Raw genomic sequence first — 19934 nt, 5'->3', positions numbered from 1 at the left:
GTTTTCCGGGTTGTCGGCTCCCGCACGAAAAGGCAACTAACTGTCTACCTGGGCAAGCGCCCACCTTCGGGCGGCGACGAACAGGGGAGCGGTCAGACAGCCTTGAGTGCTTCGTTCACCGCAACCCGTCTGCCAGCGCCCCGGGTCAAAGATCGAGTTGAAGACGAACCGGTTCACCTGACCCGGATTCGGCCGCTGCGGGCACGGCACAGCAGATCAGCGCTTCATCGCTGGCCACTTCCGCGGACGGCGTCACGGGGTACGCGACCGCACCTTCCAGAATGCGCGTCGCGCACGTTCCGCAACTGCCGACACGGCAGCTGAATTCCGGCGCGAGACCACGCGCTTCCGCTAGTTCCAGCAACGTCCCCGATTCAGGTGTCCAGCGCGCTTCCTTGCCCGACTTCATGAACGCGACCGGCACGACGACCTGAGCCGGCCGCGTCGCGGGTGCAACCGGCGCACCCGCATCGGGCTTGCGCAGTAGCGAAGCGGGCCCGAACGCTTCCGCATGAACGCGTGCATCCGCAACGTTCAATCCGCGCAAGCCGTCATACACAGCCTGCATGAACGGCGATGGTCCGCACAGGTAAAAGTCGTAGTCGTTGAACCCAAGCGTGCGGCTCAACATCGCCATGTCGATGCGGCCGGCTTCGTCGTAATCCTGTGTTTCGACCGCATCGCCGGTCTGGCTTAGCACGCGGATCACGCGAACCGCGCCGTTGGCAGCGTGTTCGAGCGCTGCGATCTCGCGCTCGAATGCGCGTTCGGCTTTTGAGCGTGTGGCATAAAACAGGTACGTCGTCCGGATGCGTCGCGTGCGGATGCCTTCGTAGACGATCTGCCGCAGCATCGCGAGCATCGGCGTAATACCGACGCCCGCCGCAAGCAGCACGGCCGGCCGCCGTTCGGCGGCGTCGATCGTGAACCTGCCGGCGGGGGCGCGTGCTTCGATGACGTCGCCGATAGAAAGCGCGTCGTGCAGATGGGACGACACGCGTCCCTCGCGCTTCACGCTGATGCGATAGATGCCATCGGAAGGCGCAACCGAAAGCGTATAGGTGCGCCGAGCGGGCGTTGTTTCACCTGGCAGCGTCACGCGTACCGGCAGATGTTGACCCGCTACGTGCGGCACCAGCCCCGAGCCATCCGCCGGTTCCAGATGAAACGAACGGATCGTCGTACTTTCGTCGACGATGCGCGCGATCTTCATCGGCCGCCACGCATCGGCGAGCGATGCGGCCTTCAGACGGCTCGCGGCTTCGTCCCAGTTGCCCGTCAACAGCGAATTCGACGAAGCGCCGTCGCGACGCTTTTTCCAGCGCACCGGCAGCGCGCCGCTGCGAAACACCGCGCGCCGCGTCGTGAAGCGCCACAGGCGTTCGGCGCCCTGAAATGCGGCGATTTCCGGCGAGTCGAGCATGACTTCGGCATCGCCCGTCAGTTGCAGCAGGTCGCCGGTTTCGAAGTCGGCAAAGACGAGTCCCGCCTTCGGATTGACCAGAAAATTGCCGAGCGTGTTGAAGAACAGATTGCCGGCGAAATCAGGAATCGTCAGCACGCCGTCGTCGCCGATGCGCACGAAACCCGCCCTGCCGCCGCGATGCGACACGTCGACCTGCCGTTGCTTCACGCCGTCTTCATCGCGATCGACATACGAGGCGACGAAGAACGAATCGGCGCCGCGAATCAGGGCGCGGGCGCGGTCATCGAGGCCATCGGCGTAATCAGGCGCGACGGCAGCCGGGACGCCTGCGTCACGCGCGAACTCGTAATCGCGCAGCGTGATGTACTGCGGACAGTTGCCAAAACTCTGGCCGACGAGCAGATCGAACGCAGCCGCATTGTCACGCTGCACCGTGCCGTTCAGACGGTTACGTCGCCGTGTCGCGAGGTCGATGCCGAGCAGCGCGATGGCGTTGCCGTCCTCCATGCCGCTATCGGCCGGGTCCATCGCGTCGCGGGCGCTGCCGACGCGCAGACTGCCTTCGTCAGGCGAATGCATGAAGCCCGGCTTGCCGGCACGCAATGTCGCCCAGACGTCTCCCGCGGGATCGACCGCACCGAGCACGACGAACGGCAGGAGCGGATAGAACGCGCGATGCTGCTCCGGCAGAAAGTTGCGCAGAACACGTCGGCCGACATCGTCCATCCGTTTGTCGACACCGACCTTGCGCTGGATCGCAAGCTCACCGGCGTGCCACGGCGAGCGATGCTGCGTCTGGGCTGTTTCAGTCATGATGTCGGGTCCCGGCAAGGTGGGCGTTGCATGGGCGCGCGCCGCGCCCATGCTGGATGTGTCGAACGTGTCTGGTAGCGATTGCAGTCTAGGCGGCGTGACCGCGGGTTTGAATCCGTCGCGCGGAGAATTGATTATTCGCAAAACGAGAAGAGTGTGCGCAGCCCCGCTGGCGCTGGCGCTGCGGGCAGTGGGGCGGAGGAAACGGTCGGCGCGCCTACGTGTTTAGCGAGCGATCCGCCCGCAGCGTTTCGATCGCCAGGTCGAGAAAAGTCCGGACCTTGCGCGTGACGTGCCGTCCTTCGCGATGCATGACGTGGATCGGCAGCGGCGGCGGCTCGAAGTCCTCCAGCACGATCTGGAGCGTGCCTTCGCGCAGTTGCTGCGCGACCTGATACGAAAGCAGCTGCGTCAGCCCGAGACCGGCGACGACAGCGCCGATCGCCGAATCGTTGGTCGTCGTGGTCATGCGTGGTTTGACGCGCACCGACTGCCGGCGCTCGTCGGCGCCAAAACGCCATTCTGAAAGAGCCGACAGGCCGCTCGCCGATACGATCGCGCGCCTGGCCAGCTCGTCGGGATGCTGCGGCACGCCGTGCTGCGCCAGATACGCCGGCGACGCACACACGACGCGGCGAACCTGCCCCACACGCACCGCCTGCATCGACGAATCCGGCAGTTCGCCAAGCCGGATCGCTACGTCGATACCTTCGTCGACGATATTCACGATGCGGTCGAGAAACCAGCAGCTGATATCGACCTCCTGATAACGGCTGAGATATTCGGTGACGATGGGCGTCACGTAGATCTTGCCGAACAGCATCGACGATGTGATCGACAGCAGGCCGCGCGTAGTGCCGTGCATGCTGGTGGCCGACTGCTCGGCTTCCTCGATGTCGGCAAGAATGCGCCGGCAACGGTCGGCGTAATCGGCGCCGGTGTCGGTCACGCGCACCATGCGCGTCGTGCGGGTCAGGAGGCGCACGCCCATCGCGTCCTCGAGTTCGCCCACCATGCGCGTCACCACGGAAGGCGACACCTTCAGCTTGCGGGCCGCCGACGCGAAGCCACCGGTGTCCAGCACGGTCAGAAAGGCAGTCATGGCTTGCAGACGGTCCATAGGGTTCCTGTGGCAGCGCGGCGAAGGAAAGGGTTGGCAGGGCGCCCGATTTGAATTTCGCAAAGGATATCGCAGGCGGTGCCAGATCCGCGAGCCACGGCTTCCAGCGGAGCGATTGCGGCAACCCGGCGCCATCGTGGCGGTGCAGCAAAAACGTCATGCTACGATTTCCCGACCATCGCGCAACGCCGGAGGGCCGTCGTGACGAAAGACGACTTATGGAAGCAGTGGGACGCCGAAGGCGCGCCCGCCGCCCGTGCGCATATCGAATCTGCCGCGGCGAGCCCCGAATCGCGCGACTGGGCCCGCGAATGGATGTACCGGAAAATCGAGGCGCAACAGCAGGCAAAAGACAGCGAGCAGCGCGAACTGTCGTTCCGCTCACTGAGCGCGTCCGAACATTCGAGCGAAGCGGCGCGCGAATCCGCGCGGGCGTCTCATTCGGCGGCCGAGGCGTCGCAGCGTTCTGCGACGGTCGCGCGCTGGTCCGCGTTCTGGACGATGATCGCGGCGCTCGCGTCGCTGCTCGGTGTCGTCGTCAATGCGGCGCTCAACCTCGGCTGGCTCGACTGGGCGAAGCACGTTGCGCCCTGAGTCCCGATGAACGACACTGCCTGCCTGACGCCATGAGTGAACGCATATGAACCAGGAGACAGCGGCGCGCTTCGAACGCGAATTCGTGCCACGCATCACCGCCGCACTCGCGCGTTTTTTCAGTGAACGCGTACACCTCGAAGTGATTCCATACGGCGGCGCGCGGCATCCGACGCGGGTGCGTATCACCGCCGACCTGCTTTCGGCCGGCCACGGTTATACGTATCCGTTGAATATCTCGTTGACGTGGGATAGCGACGCCATTCAGGGGCTGCTGGAACCGGACGGCGAAGCCCGTTTTGCGCGCTATCTCGACGCCTTGTCGTGCAAACTCGGAAACTGGCAGGGTGGACGCGCGATCGATTTCGGGTCACGCTCGCAGGCAGAACCGTCCATACTGATTGGCGGCCTCGATTTCGATGCGTGACGGCCGGATGTTTCGCGCAGCCCGGCGGCGTGGCCGTCATGCTACGATTTCGTGGTCAGGACGATGGAGGTGGCTATGGCTACGTACGCTGTTGATGCCGTACGCATCAACCCTGCTAACGACCGCGTCACGCATGTGCGCTGGGCGCTCATCAACCCGAAAACGAACGAATGGCTGTCACAGCATGAGATCGTGGAGCTGGACGAAGTCGTCAGTGCGATCCGCGCGGGCAACCTCGTCTGGTCGCTCTACACGCTCGGCGGCATGCGGTTGCTCGGGCCGAAGATCAAGACCGTCTCGCACACGGACGGCCATGACGGCATCGATACTGACATCCCTGGCGGCCATGTCGAAAAATCGATCGACGATCTGCCGCGGGTCTGATCCTTCCGGTTTGACGATCTGGCTGGCCATCGCCGGCGTTGGGCGTCCGCGATGGCCCATCCTGCACTGGATCGTTGCCAACCGCCTGTTTAGCCGCCCGTCGAACCGCTCGTCGAGCTGATTAAAGCGCGCGGATGTCGGCGGTCGGTTCCTGCCCGAACGCCTCGCTCAATATGTAGTCGACCAGTTTCGCCGCCGAAGCTTCCGGCGACGCGAGCTGTCCGTTGCGCTTGAGGTCTTCGAACTTGCCGCGCAACGGAAACTTCTCCGTATCCACGTCGCGGATTTCCGCCTGCATACCCGTATCGACGACGCCCGGCGCGAGACTGCAGATGCGCAGTGCACGGTTCTCATCGAGCGCGACGGCGCGCGCATGATGATCGAGCGCCGCCTTGGTCGCGCAATAGATACTCCAGCCCGCATACGCATTGCGCGCCGCGCCGCTCGAGACATGCACGATCCGGCGATCGGTCGCGTCCGTGGCAGCCGCTGCGACCGCGCTTGCCATCATCAGCGGCGTCGCCACATTCAGGCTCACCGCGCTCGCAATCGCGGCAGCATCCTGTCCTTCGAGCGGACCGATCGGCTGCACCATGCCCGCATTGTTGACCAGCACGACGCGATCCGCACCTGCAACAAAGCTGCGCAACCCATCGCCCGCGATCCATGCGCCGACACGCGCGGTGTCGGCAAGATCGAGTTCGACCTGCGTGAGCGCTTCAGGAAAGCGTTGTGCGAGCGAAGGGTTCAGCGAGCGCGAGACGCCCAGCACGTCGATGCCGCGGCTGAGCAGTTCCGCCGCGAGCGCATCGCCGAGGCCACGCGTGTGGCCTGTGACGATGGCGCGGGTCGCAGACATCCCGGACTTCGTTGCCGATGCCGTCATGCGTGAGCCTTCTTCGCTTCGAGACGGAACTTGTGCAGCAGCGGTTCGGTGTAACCATTCGGCTGCTCGCGCCCTTCGAAGACGAGCGCGCACGCGGCCTTGAATGCCAGCGATCGATCGAAGTCCGGCGCCATCGGCTGATAGTGCGGATCGCCAGCGTTTTGCTGGTCGACGACCTTCGCCATCCGCTGCAGGGTTTCCTGCACGAGTTCGCGCGTCACCACACCGTGACGCAGCCAGTTCGCGATGTGCTGGCTGGAAATGCGCAGCGTCGCGCGATCTTCCATCAGACCGACATCATGAATGTCCGGCACCTTCGAACACCCGACGCCCTGATCGACCCAGCGCACGACGTAACCGAGAATGCCCTGCGCGTTGTTTTCGACTTCGCTGCGGATCTCGTCATCCGGCCACTGCGCCTTTTCGACGACCGGAATCGTCAGCAGGCCTTCGAGCAGTGCGTCGCGCGCGGCGGCGTAGGCGGTGCGTTCCATCTCCTGCTGAACGGCTTCTACGTCGACCTTGTGATAGTGCAGCGCGTGCAGCGTGGCGGCGGTCGGCGAGGGCACCCACGCGGTATTCGCGCCGGCCTTCGGATGCGCGATCTTCTGTTCGAGCATCGCGTGCATCAGATCGGGCATCGCCCACATGCCCTTGCCGATCTGCGCGCGGCCACGCAGGCCAGCGTCAAGACCTGCGAGCACGTTATTGCGTTCATACGCCGTGATCCAGCTCGACGACTTCATGTCGCCCTTGCGCATCATGGCGCCGGCTTCCATCGCCGAATGCATTTCGTCGCCGGTGCGATCGAGGAAGCCCGTGTTGATGAACGCGACACGCTCAGCGGCTGCAGCGATACACGCCAGCAGGTTCACGCTCGTGCGGCGCTCTTCGTCCATGATGCCCATCTTGATCGTGTTATGCGGCAGGCCGAGCAGCTGCTCGACGCGCGCAAACAGTTCGGCGGCAAACGCGACTTCCGCCGGACCGTGCATCTTCGGCTTCACGATATAGATCGAGCCGGTGCGCGAATTCAGCTTGTTCTGCAGATCGTGGATCGCGCAGAGCGTCGTGACGACGGCATCGAGAATGCCCTCGGGAATTTCACGGCCGTCGCGATCGGTGATGGCCGGGTTCGTCATCAGATGCCCGACGTTGCGCACGAACAGCAGCGAGCGGCCGTGCAGCTTGAACGTCGAACCATCGGTCTTGCGGTATTCGCGGTCGGCGTTCAGGCTGCGCGTGAACGTCTTGCCGTTCTTCGTGACTTCCTCGGTGAGCGTGCCCTTCATCAGGCCGATCCAGTTGCGATACAGCTGGACCTTGTCATCGGCGTCGACGGCGGCAACCGAATCTTCGCAATCGATGATCGTGCTCACCGCAGCTTCCATCAGCACGTCTTTGACATGCGCCGCGTCGGTCTTGCCGATCGGATGCGTGGCGTCGATCTGGATTTCGAAGTGCAGGCCGTTGTGCTTCAGCAGCACGGCCGAAGGCGCATTCGCCTCGCCCTGAAAGCCGATGAATTGCGCCGGTGTCTTGAGCGCGGTCGCGCCGTTCTTCAGCGTGACGACGAGTTCATTCCCTTCGACGCTGTAACGCGTTGCATCCTCATGCGAGCCGCTTGCGAGCGGTGCGGCCTCATCCAGAAACGCGCGTGCAAAGGCAATCACACGTGCGCCGCGCGCGGGATTGAACGTCTTCTGCTTTTCGGCGCCATCGGTTTCCGGAATCGCATCCGTGCCATAGAGCGCGTCATACAGGCTGCCCCAGCGCGCGTTCGCGGCGTTGAGCGCATAGCGCTGGTTCGACAGCGGCACAACGAGTTGCGGACCGGCCTGCGTGGAAATCTCGCTGTCGACGTTGCTCGTGGTCGCCTTGAATGCTGCGGGCGCGGGCACGATGTAGCCGATGCCTTCGAGGAACGTGCGATACGCGGCCAGATCGCGGACCGGGCCCGGATTCGCGCGATGCCAGTTATCGAGTTCGGTCTGCAGGCGGTCGCGTTCGGCGAGCAGCGCGCGGTTTTTCGGTGCAAGGTCGTGCACGAGTGCATCGAAACCTGCCCAGAACTGGGTGTTATCGACGCCGGTGCCGGGAAGCGCCTCGCTGTCGATAAAATTCTTGAGTGTGGCTGCAATGCGCAGCCCGCCTTGGTCGGTCATCTGGGTCATGAACTGCTCCGTCTGTCTGTATTGGGCCTCTCGCCCGTTCAAGCGTTGATACTGTGTGCGCCGGCACGCGCCACCTGGGCATCCTGGTCCGCCTTCACGCCCGACACGCCGACGGCGCCGATCACCTGACCGTCGACCACCACCGGCACGCCGCCTTCGAGCGTACCGGAAAGCGGTGCGCTGAGGAAAGCGGTGCGTCCGCCGTTGATCATGTCCTCGTACTGCTTCGATTCACGACGACCGAGCGCGGCGGTGCGGGCCTTGTCGGTGGCGATGTACGCGCCGATCGGCGCGCAGCCGTCGAGGCGCAGCAGCGCGAGCGGATGGCCGCCATCGTCGACGACCGCGATCGCGACCGCCCACTGGTTCTTCTCGGCCTCTACGCGCGCCGCATCGAGGATCTGTGTCGCTTCAACGACGCCCAGCATGGGTTTGCTCAGCATGATCGATATTTTCCTTGAGAGAGGGAAGCGTTGATGTAGAGGGCCGATCCAGTGACATACGTGTGCGTCCATGCGCATCGGGTGCACCTTCCGGGGGCGCGGGCTGGCGCGGAGGTGGAAGGGCGAAAAGCGGCGGACGCATCAGCCATGAGTGTGCAGCGTCATGCGGGCGTCGTCCAGAAACCAGAAATGCGGCTTGCGGCGCGTGCATCGGCGCACCCGCGGGCGCGCGGGTCGCGGCGCGCGAGGCGAAGGCTGACGGCCACGGGTTTGCATCGTGCGTGCGACCCGTTGTGCGACCGGGCCATGCCGGCCTCCGAGCAAACCCGACGAGATTCGCCGATAATTCCCCGGCGTCGGGACCGGAAGACATCCCGCCGCGCAGGAACCTTCATATCCATTTCCTCGCGACACGGCGTCACAAGCGGCGTGCAGCGGCGGTTTCGTTCCGTCGCGCCTGGAAGTTCCTTTCAGTTTTACAACATAACGACCATGACCTCATCCGACCAAACAAGTCGATCCTGGACCAAGGTTCTCCTTGTGATCCCCTACATTGCGCTGCTCTGGCTGCCGTTCTATAACGATGTCCGACCATCGCTCCTCGGTTTTCCATTCTTTTACTGGTATCAGCTGCTGTGGGTGCCGGTGACGTCGCTCCTGCTGTACGTCGTCTACAGGAGCTTCAAATGAATGATGTGAAACCAATCGATGGCGTGGCGATGGGCGTGTTCATCGCGTTCTTCGCGCTGGTCACGGTGCTGGGCTTCGTCGCGGCGCGCTGGAAGCGGGGCGACCTGACACAGTTGCACGAGTGGGGTCTGGGGGGGCGGCAGTTCGGCACGGTGATTTCGTGGTTCCTCGTGGGGGGTGACTTCTACACCGCGTACACCGTGATCGCGGTGCCCGCGCTCGTGTATTCGGTCGGCGCGTATGGCTTTTTCGCGCTGCCTTACACGATCATCGTGTATCCGTTCGTGTTCGCCGTGATGCCGAAGCTCTGGCAGATCGCGAAAGCGAAAAATCACATCACCGCGGCCGACTACGTGCACGGCGAATACGGCGGCAAGCTGCTGCCGGCGGCCGTTGCGCTGACCGGTATCGTGGCCACGATGCCGTATATCGCGCTGCAGCTCGTCGGCATGCAGGTGGTGATCAAGGGACTTGGCGTGGACGGTGAACTGCCGCTGATCGTCGCGTTCGTGATCCTCGCGGTGTACACGTATTCGAGCGGCTTGCGGGCGCCGGCGATGATCGCGTTCGTCAAGGACATCATGATCTACATCGTCGTGATCGCGGCGGTGTGGCTGATTCCGGCCAAGCTCGGCGGCTACGGCGCGGTGTTCGATTCGGCCGACAAGTTCTTTCAGGCGAAGGGCGGCGCGACCGGCATTATCCTGAAGCCGTCGCAATTCACCGCGTATGCGTCGCTTGCGCTCGGTTCGGCACTGGCCGCGTTCATGTATCCGCACACGATGACGGCGGTGCTGTCCTCGTCGTCGGCGAAGACGGTGCGCAAGAACGCGATTTTCCTGCCGGCGTACACGCTGCTGCTGGGTCTGATCGCGCTGCTCGGTTATATGGCGATTGCAGCGGGCATTCACGTGAAGTCGGCGTCGGATGTCGTGCCGGCGCTGTTCGGCACGATCTTCCCGTCGTGGTTCGTGGGCTTTGCCGCGGCGGCGATTGCGATCAGCGCGCTGGTGCCGGCGGCGATCATGTCGATCGGCGCGGCGAACCTGTTCACGCGTAACCTGTGGCGTCCGGTGGTGAACCCGAACATCACGCCGGAGAAGGAAGCCTCGACGGCGAAGGTTGTTTCGCTCGTCGTGAAGTTCGGCGCGCTGCTCTTTATCGTGTTCCTGCCGACGCAGTACGCAATCGATCTTCAACTGCTTGGCGGCGTGTGGATTCTGCAGATCTTCCCGGCAATCGTGTTCACGCTTTATACGCGACGCATGTCGACGGCAGGGCTGCTCGCCGGCTGGGCGGTGGGTCTCGTGACTGGCACCAGCCTTGCAATCGCGCAGGGGCTGAAGCCGGTGTATCCGCTGCATATCGGCGGCGCGACGTGGCCGCTGTATATCGGCCTGATCGCGCTGGTGGCGAATATCATCATCACGTTTGTTGTGTCGGCGATTTCGCCGAAGCGCGCGCAGGCGGGTGCGGTTGCACGCGGGTAGGGTGGTGAGCGGTTAGTGCTGGATGTTCAGGGGCGGCCTTTGATGGCCACCCCCGTTTTGCGGAAAAGCCGGCTATGTGCCGGCTTTTCTGTTTTCCGCGCGCAGCTTCAGTTCTTCACGGTCAGAAGATTCGCATCTCGCGCAAGCAGCCATCGACCGTCGGCTTCCTTGCGCAGGATCGTCAGCGTGTAGCCGGCGCGATGAACAGGCGCCGCGTTGCCGGGCGGTCTGATCGTCATGTCCAGATGGTTGCGCACGAAGGCCCAGTTGCCCTGGACCTGAAGCTCCTCGATGTTCGCCGTGCCTTCGATCCCAACGTTCTTCATCCCTTCGGACATCGCCGCGAAGGCTTCTTTACCGAAGGGCTCCTGCCCCGGTGCCATGAAAACCACGTCGTCGGTCATCAGGCTCAGCACGGTCGCCGTGTCGCCGTTTTTGCTGGCGGACATCCACGCGTCAATCAGTGTGCGGATAGCGCGTTCGTCGTCGCTCATGTCAGGGTTCCTCAAGTGGAAGAGGCGTTACAGCGGGTCTGGCCCGGTGTCGTATTGGCAATCCACCGCGGGCGCGGCAATTCTTGCAAGCCAGCGGGCAATTCTTGCAACAGCGAAGAGGCCTTCTGGTCAGCGACCGGGAGGCAAACCGGCGATGATCAAACCGCTCCATAAAAACAGATGCAAACAGGGCGGATCGCTCGTCACTGCAGGCGCAGTGACGCGATCCGCCGTCATGAGTGGTTCGCTGCGGGGCGACCCAGGGGACCTCGAGGCGTCTTTATCGCCTGATGACGCTCATCAACAGGGTCACAAGGAAGATCACGATGAAGATGAAGAACAGGACCTTTGCGATTTCAGCCGCGCCAGCGGCGATCCCGCCGAAACCGAAGACGGCGGCGATGATGGCGATGATGAAGAAAATGGCAGCATAACGAAGCATGAGGGCCTCCCACCGTTGAATTGCCGGATTGATTAAAGTCGTTGGACGGCGTCGTCTCGCAGGCCGATGAGGCCGGCGCCGCATGGGAAACAGCAACACCTGTGCCCAGTCTCCGAATGCGCCTCGACAGGCACCTACCGGCAACTACAGGCAGCGGCTGTCATCGACAGATTCGCCGCGTGCATCCAGCAGTGGGGCGCGCGTACGTCACCGCGCCCGATCCGGTGCCTGATATTCACGCACGGATCCATCGCAGCACGAGCGGGCCGCACAGCACGCCCCACGTCACGGCGCAGATCAGCAGGGCAATCATGACGGCGGCGCTCCCGCAATCCTTTGCGCGCCCCGAGAGTTCGTGCCGGTCGAGCGAGATACGGTCGATGGCGGCCTCGATACCCGAATTCAGCAGTTCCACGAGCAGCACCAGCAGCACCGAGACGATCAGCAGCACGCGCCCGACGGGACTGACCGGCACGAAGAGCGCAGCGGGCAGCAGGATCGCCGCCAGCGCGACTTCCTGCCGGAAGGCGCTTTCGACGCGCAACGTCGCGACGATGCCGTTCCAGGAATGGCGCAAGGCGAACAGGGCGCGCAAAGGACCGGTGCGCCTGGGTGGCACGGCGGGAGGGGACTCGGTGGAATGGCTCATGGGCGTTCGATCGTCGAGATGGGCACAGCATGCCCGAATGGTTACAAAAAGTCACAGAAACGTGCTATCGTTCGTCCGCGATTACGCGGGACGACCGGCGCGATCAAACAAAAAAACGCAAAAAAGAGAGCAGTCCGCCCCGCGGCTGAGCAACACAAGACGTCGCGCGCCAGTTTTCCTCAAAGCCTTGTATCGAAGCCTTGTCGCTACAGGCATCCCATCGCTCAAAGATTTCCGTAGACGGCCGTAAACCCGTACAGGGGTTGCGTGCGCGACCGCGTCGTCATCTGTTTTCTCCAGTGTTACCGCAGTGAAATGCGGCGGGCCGGATTCGCGAAGATGCCACTGGCAGCGACGGAATGGACGGCCAGTGTTCACGAGCTGATCCGCAAATGAAACCTGTCGTATCGTTTTGTCTCTCGCTGGCGGCCACAGCCGGCGTCCTCTACGCAGCCGCGTTGCCGGTTGCTTCGCTTGCGGCACAAGGTGCTGAGCGATCCGCTGCCGGCGCTGCCTTGTCGGCAAAGCCAGCTTCGGCTCCGGTTGCCGCGGCACGCGCGACTCTCGCCCCAGCCGCTGCCGCCCTCGCTGGCAACGCGCCCGTGGCCGCGCCCGCTGCGGCTGCCAGCGACGCCTCCGCGACGGGCCTCGGCCGCCCGTCCACTGTCCATGTCCCGTTCTCCGCGCTCGGCGCGTATCTGCCGCTGAACCTGCGCGGTCTCGAAGATGCGCGCACGGTCAACGTCGGCGTGCGGCTCGACCGGATCGTGACGGGCGCGCGGCTGCGCCTTCGCTACACCTACTCACCGGCGCTGGTGTTTCCGGTCTCGCACATCAAGGTGTCGATCAACAACGAAGTCGTCGCGACCGTGCCGTTCGCCGCCGATCACGCCGGACAGATGGTCACGCAGGACGTGCCGCTCGATCCGCGTTTCTTCACCGACTACAACCAGTTCGACCTGCGCCTGATCGCGCATTACACGCTCGATCACTGTGAAGACCCGGGCAGTTCGGCACTGTGGGCCGACGTCAGCCCGACCAGCGAATTCATCCTCGACACCGCGCCGATCCGGTTGCCCAACGATCTCGCATTGCTGCCCGCGCCGTTCTTCGACCGGCGCGATGTGAGCCGGCTGCGCCTGCCGTTCGTCATGTCCGCAACGCCCGACAACGCTACGCTGAAAAGCGCCAGCGTGCTGGCATCGTGGTTCGGATCGCTTGCGGACTACCGGCAGGCGCGGTTCCCCGCGATGTCGACGCTACCGGCGGACGATCAGGCTGTGGTCGTCGGTACGATCGCGCAGATCGAGCAGCTGCATCTGCCGGCGAGCCTGGAGTTGCCGCCTGTGACCGGGCCGATGTTGATCGTCGCGGACAATCCGGCGTCGGCGGATCGCAAGCTGCTGATCGTGACCGGCCGCACCGGCGCCGAAGTCGACGACGCGGCCTACGCGCTCGTGCTCGGCAAGGCTGCGATGTCCGGCTCATCGGCGCAGGTCACGCACGTCGATATCGGCGTGCCGCGCAAGCCCTACGACGCGCCGCGCTGGATACCGGTGGACCGTCCGGTCGCTTTCAAGGAACTCGTCGACAATCCGAACCAGCTGCAGGTGAGCGGCGGTTCGCCTGACGCGATCCGCGTGAACCTGCGCGTGCCCGCCGATCTGTATTCGTGGAGCGGGGCAGGCGTGCCGCTCAACCTGCGTTACCGGTATACCGCGCCGACGGTCGCGAACAATTCGGCGCTCGCCGTCGAGATCAACGAACAACTGGTGAAGTCATACCGTCTGCAGCCTGCGGGCGCCGAAGACGCACATGGCCGCCTCCAGTTACCGCTCCTGTCCGGCACAGGCAGCCGTTCGAGCAACGCGCTCGATATTCCCGCGTTCCGCGTCGGCAGTTCGAACCAGTTGCAACTGCGCTTCAATCTCGATTCACAGAAGACCGGATTGTGCGCAGCCGTCGCGTCGAACCCCGCACAGGCCGCGGTCGATCCGGATTCGACGATCGACTTTTCGAATTTTGTCCATTACGCGCAGATGCCGAATCTCGCGTACTTCGCGAACAGCGGCTTTCCGTTTACGCGTTACGCCGACCTTGCCCAGACCGCGGTCGTGATCTCCGACCATCCGTCGCCCGAGGAACTCGAAGCGATGCTGACGATGATGGGCCACATGGGACAGTGGACCGGCTTCCCGGCGTTGCGCGTGCAGATCGCGCGTCCGTCCGAAGTGCCGCAGTTCGCAGACAGGGATTTGCTCATGATCGGCGGCGCGGCGACATCACCGGTACTCGACGGCTGGCGTCACGCGTTGCCGCTGACGATCGGCGCGGCCGACGGCATCACGCACGCTTCGTTTTCGGTCAAGGAGCGTTGGCGCAACGGCACCCAGTTGACCGACGGCAGTGCGCGGCTCGACGAAAGCGGGCCGCTCGCCGCGCTGCTCGGCTTCCAGATGCCTGGCAGCAAGGGGCGCAGCGTGGTTGCGCTGGCGTCGACGGATCGTCACCAGCTTGCTGACGTGCTGGACATACTGGAAAAGGCGGACCTCGTCTCGCAGGTGCAGGGCGATGTCGCGCTCGTGCGGCACGGCGAAGTCGAGAGCATGCGCGTGGGCGAATCGTATCTCGTCGGCTATGTGCCGTGGTATGCGCGCATCTGGAGCAAGGCAATCCAGCATCCAGTGCTGCTCGGGGTGCTCGGCACGCTCGCCGGCCTGTTGCTCGCGATCGGCGCGTTCACTGCATTGCAGGAGCTTGCCGCACGCCGTCGGGGGATCTGACGGATGGCGGGGGTGAACCGGACTGCGCGCAGGCGGGTGCTCGGCTGGACGTTGTGCAGTCTGCTGGCGGGTAGCGTGACGGCTGTTGCAGCGAACGCACGGGCCGCTTCGCCCGTGACGGGCAGCGGCGCGCAGGCGCCTGGGTGTCCGTCTGCGCCGGCTGCCGGGTGGCCGCGCTGGGAGCAGTTCAAACGCGACTTCGTCTCGAAGGACGGTCGCGTGATCGATGCCGGCTCCGCCGATTCACGCACCGTGTCCGAAGGGCAGTCGTACGGTCTTTTCTTCGCGCTCGTCGCAAACGACCGCGTGACGTTCGACGCGATTCTGCAATGGACCGAGGTCAATCTCGCGCGCGGCGATCTGACTTCGCATTTGCCGTCATGGCTGTGGGGGCGGGGCGAGAACGGGCAGTGGGGCGTGCTCGACACGAACGCGGCTTCCGACGCCGATCTATGGATCGCATACGCGCTGCTCGAAGCAGGCCGCGTGTGGAACGAACGCAGTTACACCGCGCGTGGCGCGCTGCTCGCGCGGCGTGTGCTCGACGAGGAAAGCGCGACGGTGCCGGGCCTCGGCCTCACGCTGCTGCCCGGCCCCAGCGGTTTTCATTCCGCGGACACGTGGCGCGTGAACCCGAGCTATTCGCCTGTGCAGGTCATTCGCGGTATCGCCGCGCACCTGCCTGACGATGCGCGCTGGCCGCGGCTGCTCGCTTCGACGGGACGCCTGCTGACCGACACCGCACCGCACGGGTTTGCGCCGGACTGGGCGCTGTACCAGACCGGCCGCGGCTTCGTGCCCGATGCCGATACGCACGCGGTCAGCGCATACAACGCGATCCGCGTGTATCTGTGGGCCGGCACGTTGAACGCGCAGGACCCGCTCGCGCAGACATTGCTGACGCGCTTCGCGCCGTTCGCCGGTTTTATCGCCACGCACGGTGCGCCGCCAGAAACCGTCGATGCGACGACAGGCGTGGTCGGCGCCAATATGGGCAACGCGGGCTTTTCGGCGGTCGCTGTGCCGTTCCTCGATGCAGGCGGACAGACGGCGCTCGCGGATGCGCAGGTCGCACGCGTTGCGCAACTCGACCGTGAGACGCCGCCCGGGTACTACACCGGCGTGCTGACGCTGTTCGGTCTCGGCTGGCGCGATGGGTACTACCGCTTCGCCGCCGATGGCACACTCAACCTGCGCTGGAGTTCGCCGTGTTCCGCCGCGCAGTGATGCAACCGCTCGGGCGTGGGCTGGCGTCGCTCGTCGTCGGCGTTGCGTCGCTGACCTCGCTGACTTCGCTGACCCTGCCGGGCAACGCGCACGCGGCGACGGCTGCCCACGCCACGCCGCCTGTCGCCGGCTCGCGCACGGCGCCAGCGATGCAGCAGAACGAAGCTGCGCGACGTCTCTACGAAACCGCGCGCACGTGGTCGACGAAACATCGCGACGATCTCGCATTGCAGGCGATCCAGAAAGCGCTCCTGATCGCGCCCGACGATCCCGCGTTGCTCGCGAGTCTCGTGCGTATCCAGTTGAGTCTCGGTCAGGCGCAGGCTGCGCTGGCGACGCTCACGCGCCTGCAATCGAAAGCGCCCGGTGCGATCGCGACGCAGCAGATCGAAGACGAATTTCGCGTGGCGACGAGCGGCCGCCAGGAAATGGCGACGATCCGGTTGCTCGCGCGCAGCGGCCAGTCCGCGGAAGCGTCGCGCCGGCTGGTCGCGCTGTTTCCGCATGGCGCGCCAGCGGGCTCGCTCGGCGCGGAGTATTACCAGATCATCGCCGGCACGCCGGAAGGGCGCGGTCTGGCGATCGGCGCGCTGCATCAGCGCATCGCCGCCGACCCTGGCGACGTCAATTCCGCGCTCGTGCTGGCCGGGCTGCTGAACGCGCGCGGCGAGACACGCGCCGAAGCGAACCGCCTCGCGTGGAATCTGGCGACGCGGCCCGATGCGGACCACGGCGCGTCGATGGATACGTGGCGTCATGTGCTGCAGTCTGCCGGCGCGGACCCGGCGTATCTCGACGCGCTGCGCGCGTATCTCGTGCTCGTGCCTGACGACACCGAATTCAAGGAACGCGTCGGCGTGATCGAAGCGCAGATCGAAGCACAACGCAAGCTCGAACGCGATCCCGACTACATCGCGCAGCAACGCGGCTTGCAGGCGCTGGCGCGTAATGATCTCGCCGCCGCCGCGCCGTTGCTCACGCGCGCCGCGCAGGCACGCCCCGACGACGCCGAGGCGGTCGGCGGCCTGGGCGTGCTGCGCATGCGTGAAGGACGCCGCGACGAAGCCCGTGCGTTGTTCCGGCGCGCGGCCGCGCTCGCGCCCGACAATCGCGGCAAATGGGACAGCCTCGCACGCACGGCGCAGTTCTGGGGCACGCTCGCAGAGGGCCGCGACGCGGCCGCCGCCGGCCGTCCGCAGGACGCCGGGCGCGCCGCGCGCGCGGCGCTCGCGATGGAGCCGGGCAACGCCGATGCGAAGCTGCTGCTCGCCGACGCGTTGCTCGCGCAGCAGAACTGGAGCGCAGCCGAACCGCTGCTGCGCGAACTGACGACGGCGCGCGAGCCGAGCCTGCCGGCCGTGCGCAGCACGCAGACGCTCCTCGAGAACACCGGTCGCGCGGATCAGGTCGGACCGTTCCTCGACGCATTGCAAAGCCGCTTCACCGCCGCAGACGACAAACAGGGCCTCGCGCAACTTCGCGCCGGCATTCTGGTGGCTCAGGCCGGGAAACTCGTCGCGGCCGGCAAAAATGGACCCGCCGCCCAACGCTACGAAGCCGCGTTGCGCCTCGCACCCGATGCGCCGTGGACGCGTTTTGCGCTGGCGCGTCTGTATCGCGATCTCGGTTTGCCGCAAACAGGCCGCGTGGTGATGGACGATGGTCTCGCTGTTTCCGCGTCGCCGGAAATGCGTTACGCGGCCGCGATCTATCGCAACTCGATCGACGACGTGACCGGCGCGCAAAACGTGCTCGGCGCGATCCCGGAGCGCGATCAGACCGGCAGCATGCGCGCACTGGCGCGTAACCTCGAAGCGCAACAGTCGCTTGCAGAGGCGCGCGATGCGTTTGCGCGCGGCGATGCGGCCAGCGCATCGCACTCGCTGGAAACGGCGCGCACCCTCGGCGCTGACGATCCGAACATCCTCGCGTCCATCGGGTCGTTATGGATCGACCACGGGCAGCCTGAGCGCGGGCTCGCCCTGCTGCAGGACTGGATGTCGGCGCATCCGCAGGAGACCGATGCCGACGTGCGTCTGCGCTATGGCGATCTGCTCGGGAGCGCGCATCGCGACGATGAACTCGGCGGCTGGCTCGCGTCGCTGCGTCGCGAGAAGGATCTGACAGCACGGCAGGGCGCGCGTCTGGAAGACCAGTCGCTGCGTCTTGTCTTGCGCGAAACCGACGCGGCGATCGACCAGCAGGACTATGCGCAGGCGCGCAGGCTGCTCGATCACGTGAGCGCGGCGGGCAGGCGAGACACGCGTTATGCACTCGAAGTCGCCGATCTCGAACGGGTGCAGGGACACTACGCTGCGGCGCGCGCGACGCTCGCGCCGCTCATCGCGAAGTCGCCCGATGACGCCGACGCGCAGCTCGCGCTCGCGCGCGTGCTGGAGCAGAGCGGCGACCGTCGCGCGGCGCTCGCGATCGTACGGCACGTGCTCGACACGGCATCGCCCGACGATGTCGATACGCGTCTGTCGGCCGCGCGCCGGCTCGCGGCATTGCGGCGTCTCGATGATGCCGCGCAGGTAACGTCGGCATTGCGCGTCGCGTATCCGGGACGGCCGGATGTGACCGTGCAGGCCGGACGCATCGCCGAAAATCGCGGCGAGTACGAAAGCGCTGCGTCGCTTTATCGTCTTTCGCTAACGCAGGAAAGCGCCGCGGGCGTCACGCCGGGCCGCGATGGAACACCCGCGCAATCCGCGCTCGACGATCTGCAGCAACGTCGCAATCCGGAAATCGAAAGCGCCTGGATTCCCGAATACAAATCGGGCGACGCGGGCGTGTCCGACTATCACGCGCAGCAGGTGCCGGTGTATGTGCAGATTCCCTATCGCTATGACGGCCACTTCTTCGTCCATCTCGATGCGGTTCACGTCGACGCGGGCACGCTCGATACCAGCCGATCCAATTCCTTCGTCGTGAAGACGTTCGGCACGTTCGCGGCATTCGCCGACCCGGGGCCGCAAGCGCACGGCGATCTGCATCAATCGGCGACGGGCGTGGCGCTGGGCACCGGCTTTACATCGGACGCGTGGCGTTTCGATATCGGCACGACGCCGCTGGGTTTTCCAGTGCATTACCTCGTCGGCGGCGTGCGATATCGCTTCGACGCGGGCCCGGCGAGTTTTTCGGCAAGCGCGTCGCGGCGGCCGGAAACGAGCAGTGAACTGTCGTATGCAGGTCTGCGCGATCCGTGGACGAATGCCGTCTGGGGCGGCGTGCGGCGCGACGGCATCGACCTTCATTCGGCAGTCGATATCGGTCAGGTCAGCGCGTTTGCGGACGTCGGCGCAGGTGAGCTGACTGGACGCAACGTCGCGAGCAATCAGGAATTCATCCTGCGCACGGGTTTTACCGTGCCGGTCTATGAACGGACGAACACACGCGTCAGCACGGGCCTCGTCGGCAACGCGTGGCACTACACGCAGAACCTGCGCTTTTACACGTTTGGGCAGGGCGGCTATTACAGCCCGCAACGGTATCTGTCGATCGGGGTGCCGGTCGAATGGGCAGGCCGACGCGACAACCTGACGTGGGATCTGACAGCGACGGTCGGCGTGTCGAACGCGTACGAGAAAGACTCGCCGTATTTCCCTGATGGCGTGCCGAACGTGTCGAATCCGGCGACGGCGGCGCAACTGGCGGGCGACGTGTTCGGCGGAAGTTCGACGCGCGGCGTCAGCTTTTCGTATGGAGTCTCGGGCATCGTGCAGTACCGCTTCAATTCGAAGCTCGTTGCGGGCGCGCGGATCAACATCGACCGCTCGCACGATTACGCGCCGAGTTCAGCGATGGTGTACGTGCGTTATGCGTTCGACGGCCGCAAGCCCGACAGCAGCCTGTCGCCGACGCCGGTGCGACTTTATTCGAGCTATTGAGC

General features: G+C 65.0%; 16 protein-coding genes. 8 read left to right on the top strand and 8 right to left on the bottom strand.

All coding sequences use genetic code 11. The annotated features are described in order from the left end of the window. Positions 1-145 precede the first annotated feature (145 nt). Positions 146-2239 (bottom strand): pyridoxamine 5'-phosphate oxidase family protein, encoded by a 2094-nt coding sequence (locus P3T21_RS17145; protein ID WP_429257117.1) that lies wholly within the window; start codon positions 2237-2239, stop codon positions 146-148. Between the two features lie 217 nt (positions 2240-2456). Beyond that, on the bottom strand, positions 2457-3359 hold the full coding sequence (locus P3T21_RS17140; protein WP_429257116.1) for a LysR family transcriptional regulator: 903 nt from the start codon (positions 3357-3359) through the stop codon (positions 2457-2459). Positions 3360-3560: 201 nt separating this feature from the next. On the opposite strand from P3T21_RS17140, the gene P3T21_RS17135 reads away from it, so the two are divergent. The 3 genes from P3T21_RS17135 (at position 3561) to P3T21_RS17125 (ending at position 4764) form a co-directional block, all read left to right on the top strand. Continuing rightward, positions 3561-3953 (top strand): hypothetical protein, encoded by a 393-nt coding sequence (locus P3T21_RS17135; RefSeq protein WP_429257115.1) that lies wholly within the window; start codon positions 3561-3563, stop codon positions 3951-3953. Between the two features lie 46 nt (positions 3954-3999). Beyond that, positions 4000-4380 (top strand): DUF5594 family protein, encoded by a 381-nt coding sequence (locus tag P3T21_RS17130; RefSeq protein ID WP_429257114.1) that lies wholly within the window; start codon positions 4000-4002, stop codon positions 4378-4380. Between the two features lie 75 nt (positions 4381-4455). Next, complete coding sequence (locus P3T21_RS17125; protein WP_429257113.1) at positions 4456-4764, top strand: hypothetical protein; 309 nt, start codon at positions 4456-4458, stop codon at positions 4762-4764. Between the two features lie 121 nt (positions 4765-4885). Here the strand turns inward: P3T21_RS17125 and P3T21_RS17120 are convergent, their stop codons facing one another. The 3 genes from P3T21_RS17120 to P3T21_RS17110 are packed head-to-tail and all read right to left on the bottom strand — an operon-like array spanning position 4886 to position 8267. After that, positions 4886-5623 (bottom strand): SDR family oxidoreductase, encoded by a 738-nt coding sequence (locus tag P3T21_RS17120; protein ID WP_429257112.1) that lies wholly within the window; start codon positions 5621-5623, stop codon positions 4886-4888. A 23-nt stretch (positions 5624-5646) separates the two neighbouring features. Continuing rightward, on the bottom strand, positions 5647-7824 hold the full coding sequence (locus P3T21_RS17115; protein ID WP_429257111.1) for a malate synthase G: 2178 nt from the start codon (positions 7822-7824) through the stop codon (positions 5647-5649). Between the two features lie 38 nt (positions 7825-7862). Beyond that, positions 7863-8267: a heme-binding protein gene (locus tag P3T21_RS17110; protein ID WP_429257110.1), complete on the bottom strand. Its 405-nt coding sequence runs from the start codon at positions 8265-8267 to the stop codon at positions 7863-7865. A gap of 492 nt (positions 8268-8759) precedes the next feature. On the opposite strand from P3T21_RS17110, the gene P3T21_RS17105 reads away from it, so the two are divergent. Further along, entirely contained in the window at positions 8760-8957 is a 198-nt protein-coding gene (locus P3T21_RS17105; protein WP_429257109.1) for a DUF3311 domain-containing protein, read from the top strand. After that, positions 8954-10447, top strand: coding sequence for a monocarboxylate uptake permease MctP (mctP, locus tag P3T21_RS17100; protein ID WP_429257108.1), 1494 nt, complete (start codon positions 8954-8956; stop codon positions 10445-10447). The genes P3T21_RS17105 and mctP overlap by 4 nt, the downstream gene beginning before the upstream one ends. 107 nt (positions 10448-10554) lie before the next feature. Here mctP and P3T21_RS17095 read toward each other — a convergent pair whose 3' ends face one another. The 3 genes from P3T21_RS17095 to P3T21_RS17085 all read right to left on the bottom strand — a co-directional run bounded on the left by P3T21_RS17095 (position 10555) and on the right by P3T21_RS17085 (position 12032). After that, positions 10555-10941 (bottom strand): SgcJ/EcaC family oxidoreductase, encoded by a 387-nt coding sequence (locus tag P3T21_RS17095; RefSeq protein ID WP_429257107.1) that lies wholly within the window; start codon positions 10939-10941, stop codon positions 10555-10557. Positions 10942-11221: 280 nt separating this feature from the next. Next, a complete protein-coding gene (locus P3T21_RS17090) occupies positions 11222-11383 on the bottom strand; it encodes a DUF1328 family protein (protein WP_429257106.1) in 162 nt (53 codons plus the stop codon). 235 nt (positions 11384-11618) lie between these two features. Continuing rightward, the gene (locus P3T21_RS17085; RefSeq protein ID WP_429257105.1) at positions 11619-12032 is read right to left on the bottom strand and encodes a diacylglycerol kinase; all 414 of its coding nucleotides are present in this window, start codon (positions 12030-12032) and stop codon (positions 11619-11621) included. Between the two features lie 392 nt (positions 12033-12424). Between P3T21_RS17085 and bcsB the strand changes: the two genes are divergently transcribed. The 3 genes from bcsB to P3T21_RS17070 are packed head-to-tail and all read left to right on the top strand — an operon-like array spanning position 12425 to position 19932. Next, on the top strand, positions 12425-14815 hold the full coding sequence (bcsB, locus tag P3T21_RS17080) for a cellulose biosynthesis cyclic di-GMP-binding regulatory protein BcsB (RefSeq protein ID WP_429257104.1): 2391 nt from the start codon (positions 12425-12427) through the stop codon (positions 14813-14815). Between the two features lie 3 nt (positions 14816-14818). Further along, positions 14819-16042, top strand: coding sequence for a cellulose synthase complex periplasmic endoglucanase BcsZ (gene bcsZ, locus P3T21_RS17075; protein ID WP_429257103.1), 1224 nt, complete (start codon positions 14819-14821; stop codon positions 16040-16042). Then, the gene (locus P3T21_RS17070; RefSeq protein WP_429257226.1) at positions 16042-19932 is read left to right on the top strand and encodes a cellulose synthase subunit BcsC-related outer membrane protein; all 3891 of its coding nucleotides are present in this window, start codon (positions 16042-16044) and stop codon (positions 19930-19932) included. Before bcsZ ends, P3T21_RS17070 begins: the two co-directional genes overlap by 1 nt. The last annotated feature ends 2 nt before the right edge of the window (positions 19933-19934 follow it).

It is taken from the genome of Paraburkholderia sp. GAS334 (assembly GCF_050436625.1).
Taxonomy (GTDB): Bacteria; Pseudomonadota; Gammaproteobacteria; order Burkholderiales; family Burkholderiaceae; genus Paraburkholderia.
The sequence above is the reverse complement of the archived record's forward strand: the minus strand, read 5'-3'. Positions and strand labels throughout refer to the sequence as shown.

Excerpts from the sequence above, each read along its gene's own strand:
- P3T21_RS17145 (WP_429257117.1), bottom strand. The coding sequence starts at position 2,239 with ATGACTGAAACAGCCCAGACGCAGCATCGCTCGCCGTGGCACGCCGGT.
- P3T21_RS17140 (WP_429257116.1), bottom strand. The coding sequence starts at position 3,359 with ATGGACCGTCTGCAAGCCATGACTGCCTTTCTGACCGTGCTGGACACC.
- P3T21_RS17130 (WP_429257114.1), top strand. The coding sequence starts at position 4,000 with ATGAACCAGGAGACAGCGGCGCGCTTCGAACGCGAATTCGTGCCACGC.
- P3T21_RS17125 (WP_429257113.1), top strand. The coding sequence starts at position 4,456 with ATGGCTACGTACGCTGTTGATGCCGTACGCATCAACCCTGCTAACGAC.
- P3T21_RS17120 (WP_429257112.1), bottom strand. The coding sequence starts at position 5,623 with ATGTCTGCGACCCGCGCCATCGTCACAGGCCACACGCGTGGCCTCGGC.
- P3T21_RS17115 (WP_429257111.1), bottom strand. The coding sequence starts at position 7,824 with ATGACCCAGATGACCGACCAAGGCGGGCTGCGCATTGCAGCCACACTC.
- P3T21_RS17110 (WP_429257110.1), bottom strand. The coding sequence starts at position 8,267 with ATGCTGAGCAAACCCATGCTGGGCGTCGTTGAAGCGACACAGATCCTC.
- P3T21_RS17105 (WP_429257109.1), top strand. The coding sequence starts at position 8,760 with ATGACCTCATCCGACCAAACAAGTCGATCCTGGACCAAGGTTCTCCTT.
- mctP (WP_429257108.1), top strand. The coding sequence starts at position 8,954 with ATGAATGATGTGAAACCAATCGATGGCGTGGCGATGGGCGTGTTCATC.
- P3T21_RS17095 (WP_429257107.1), bottom strand. The coding sequence starts at position 10,941 with ATGAGCGACGACGAACGCGCTATCCGCACACTGATTGACGCGTGGATG.
- P3T21_RS17090 (WP_429257106.1), bottom strand. The coding sequence starts at position 11,383 with ATGCTTCGTTATGCTGCCATTTTCTTCATCATCGCCATCATCGCCGCC.
- P3T21_RS17085 (WP_429257105.1), bottom strand. The coding sequence starts at position 12,032 with ATGAGCCATTCCACCGAGTCCCCTCCCGCCGTGCCACCCAGGCGCACC.
- bcsB (WP_429257104.1), top strand. The coding sequence starts at position 12,425 with ATGAAACCTGTCGTATCGTTTTGTCTCTCGCTGGCGGCCACAGCCGGC.
- bcsZ (WP_429257103.1), top strand. The coding sequence starts at position 14,819 with ATGGCGGGGGTGAACCGGACTGCGCGCAGGCGGGTGCTCGGCTGGACG.
- P3T21_RS17070 (WP_429257226.1), top strand. The coding sequence starts at position 16,042 with ATGCAACCGCTCGGGCGTGGGCTGGCGTCGCTCGTCGTCGGCGTTGCG.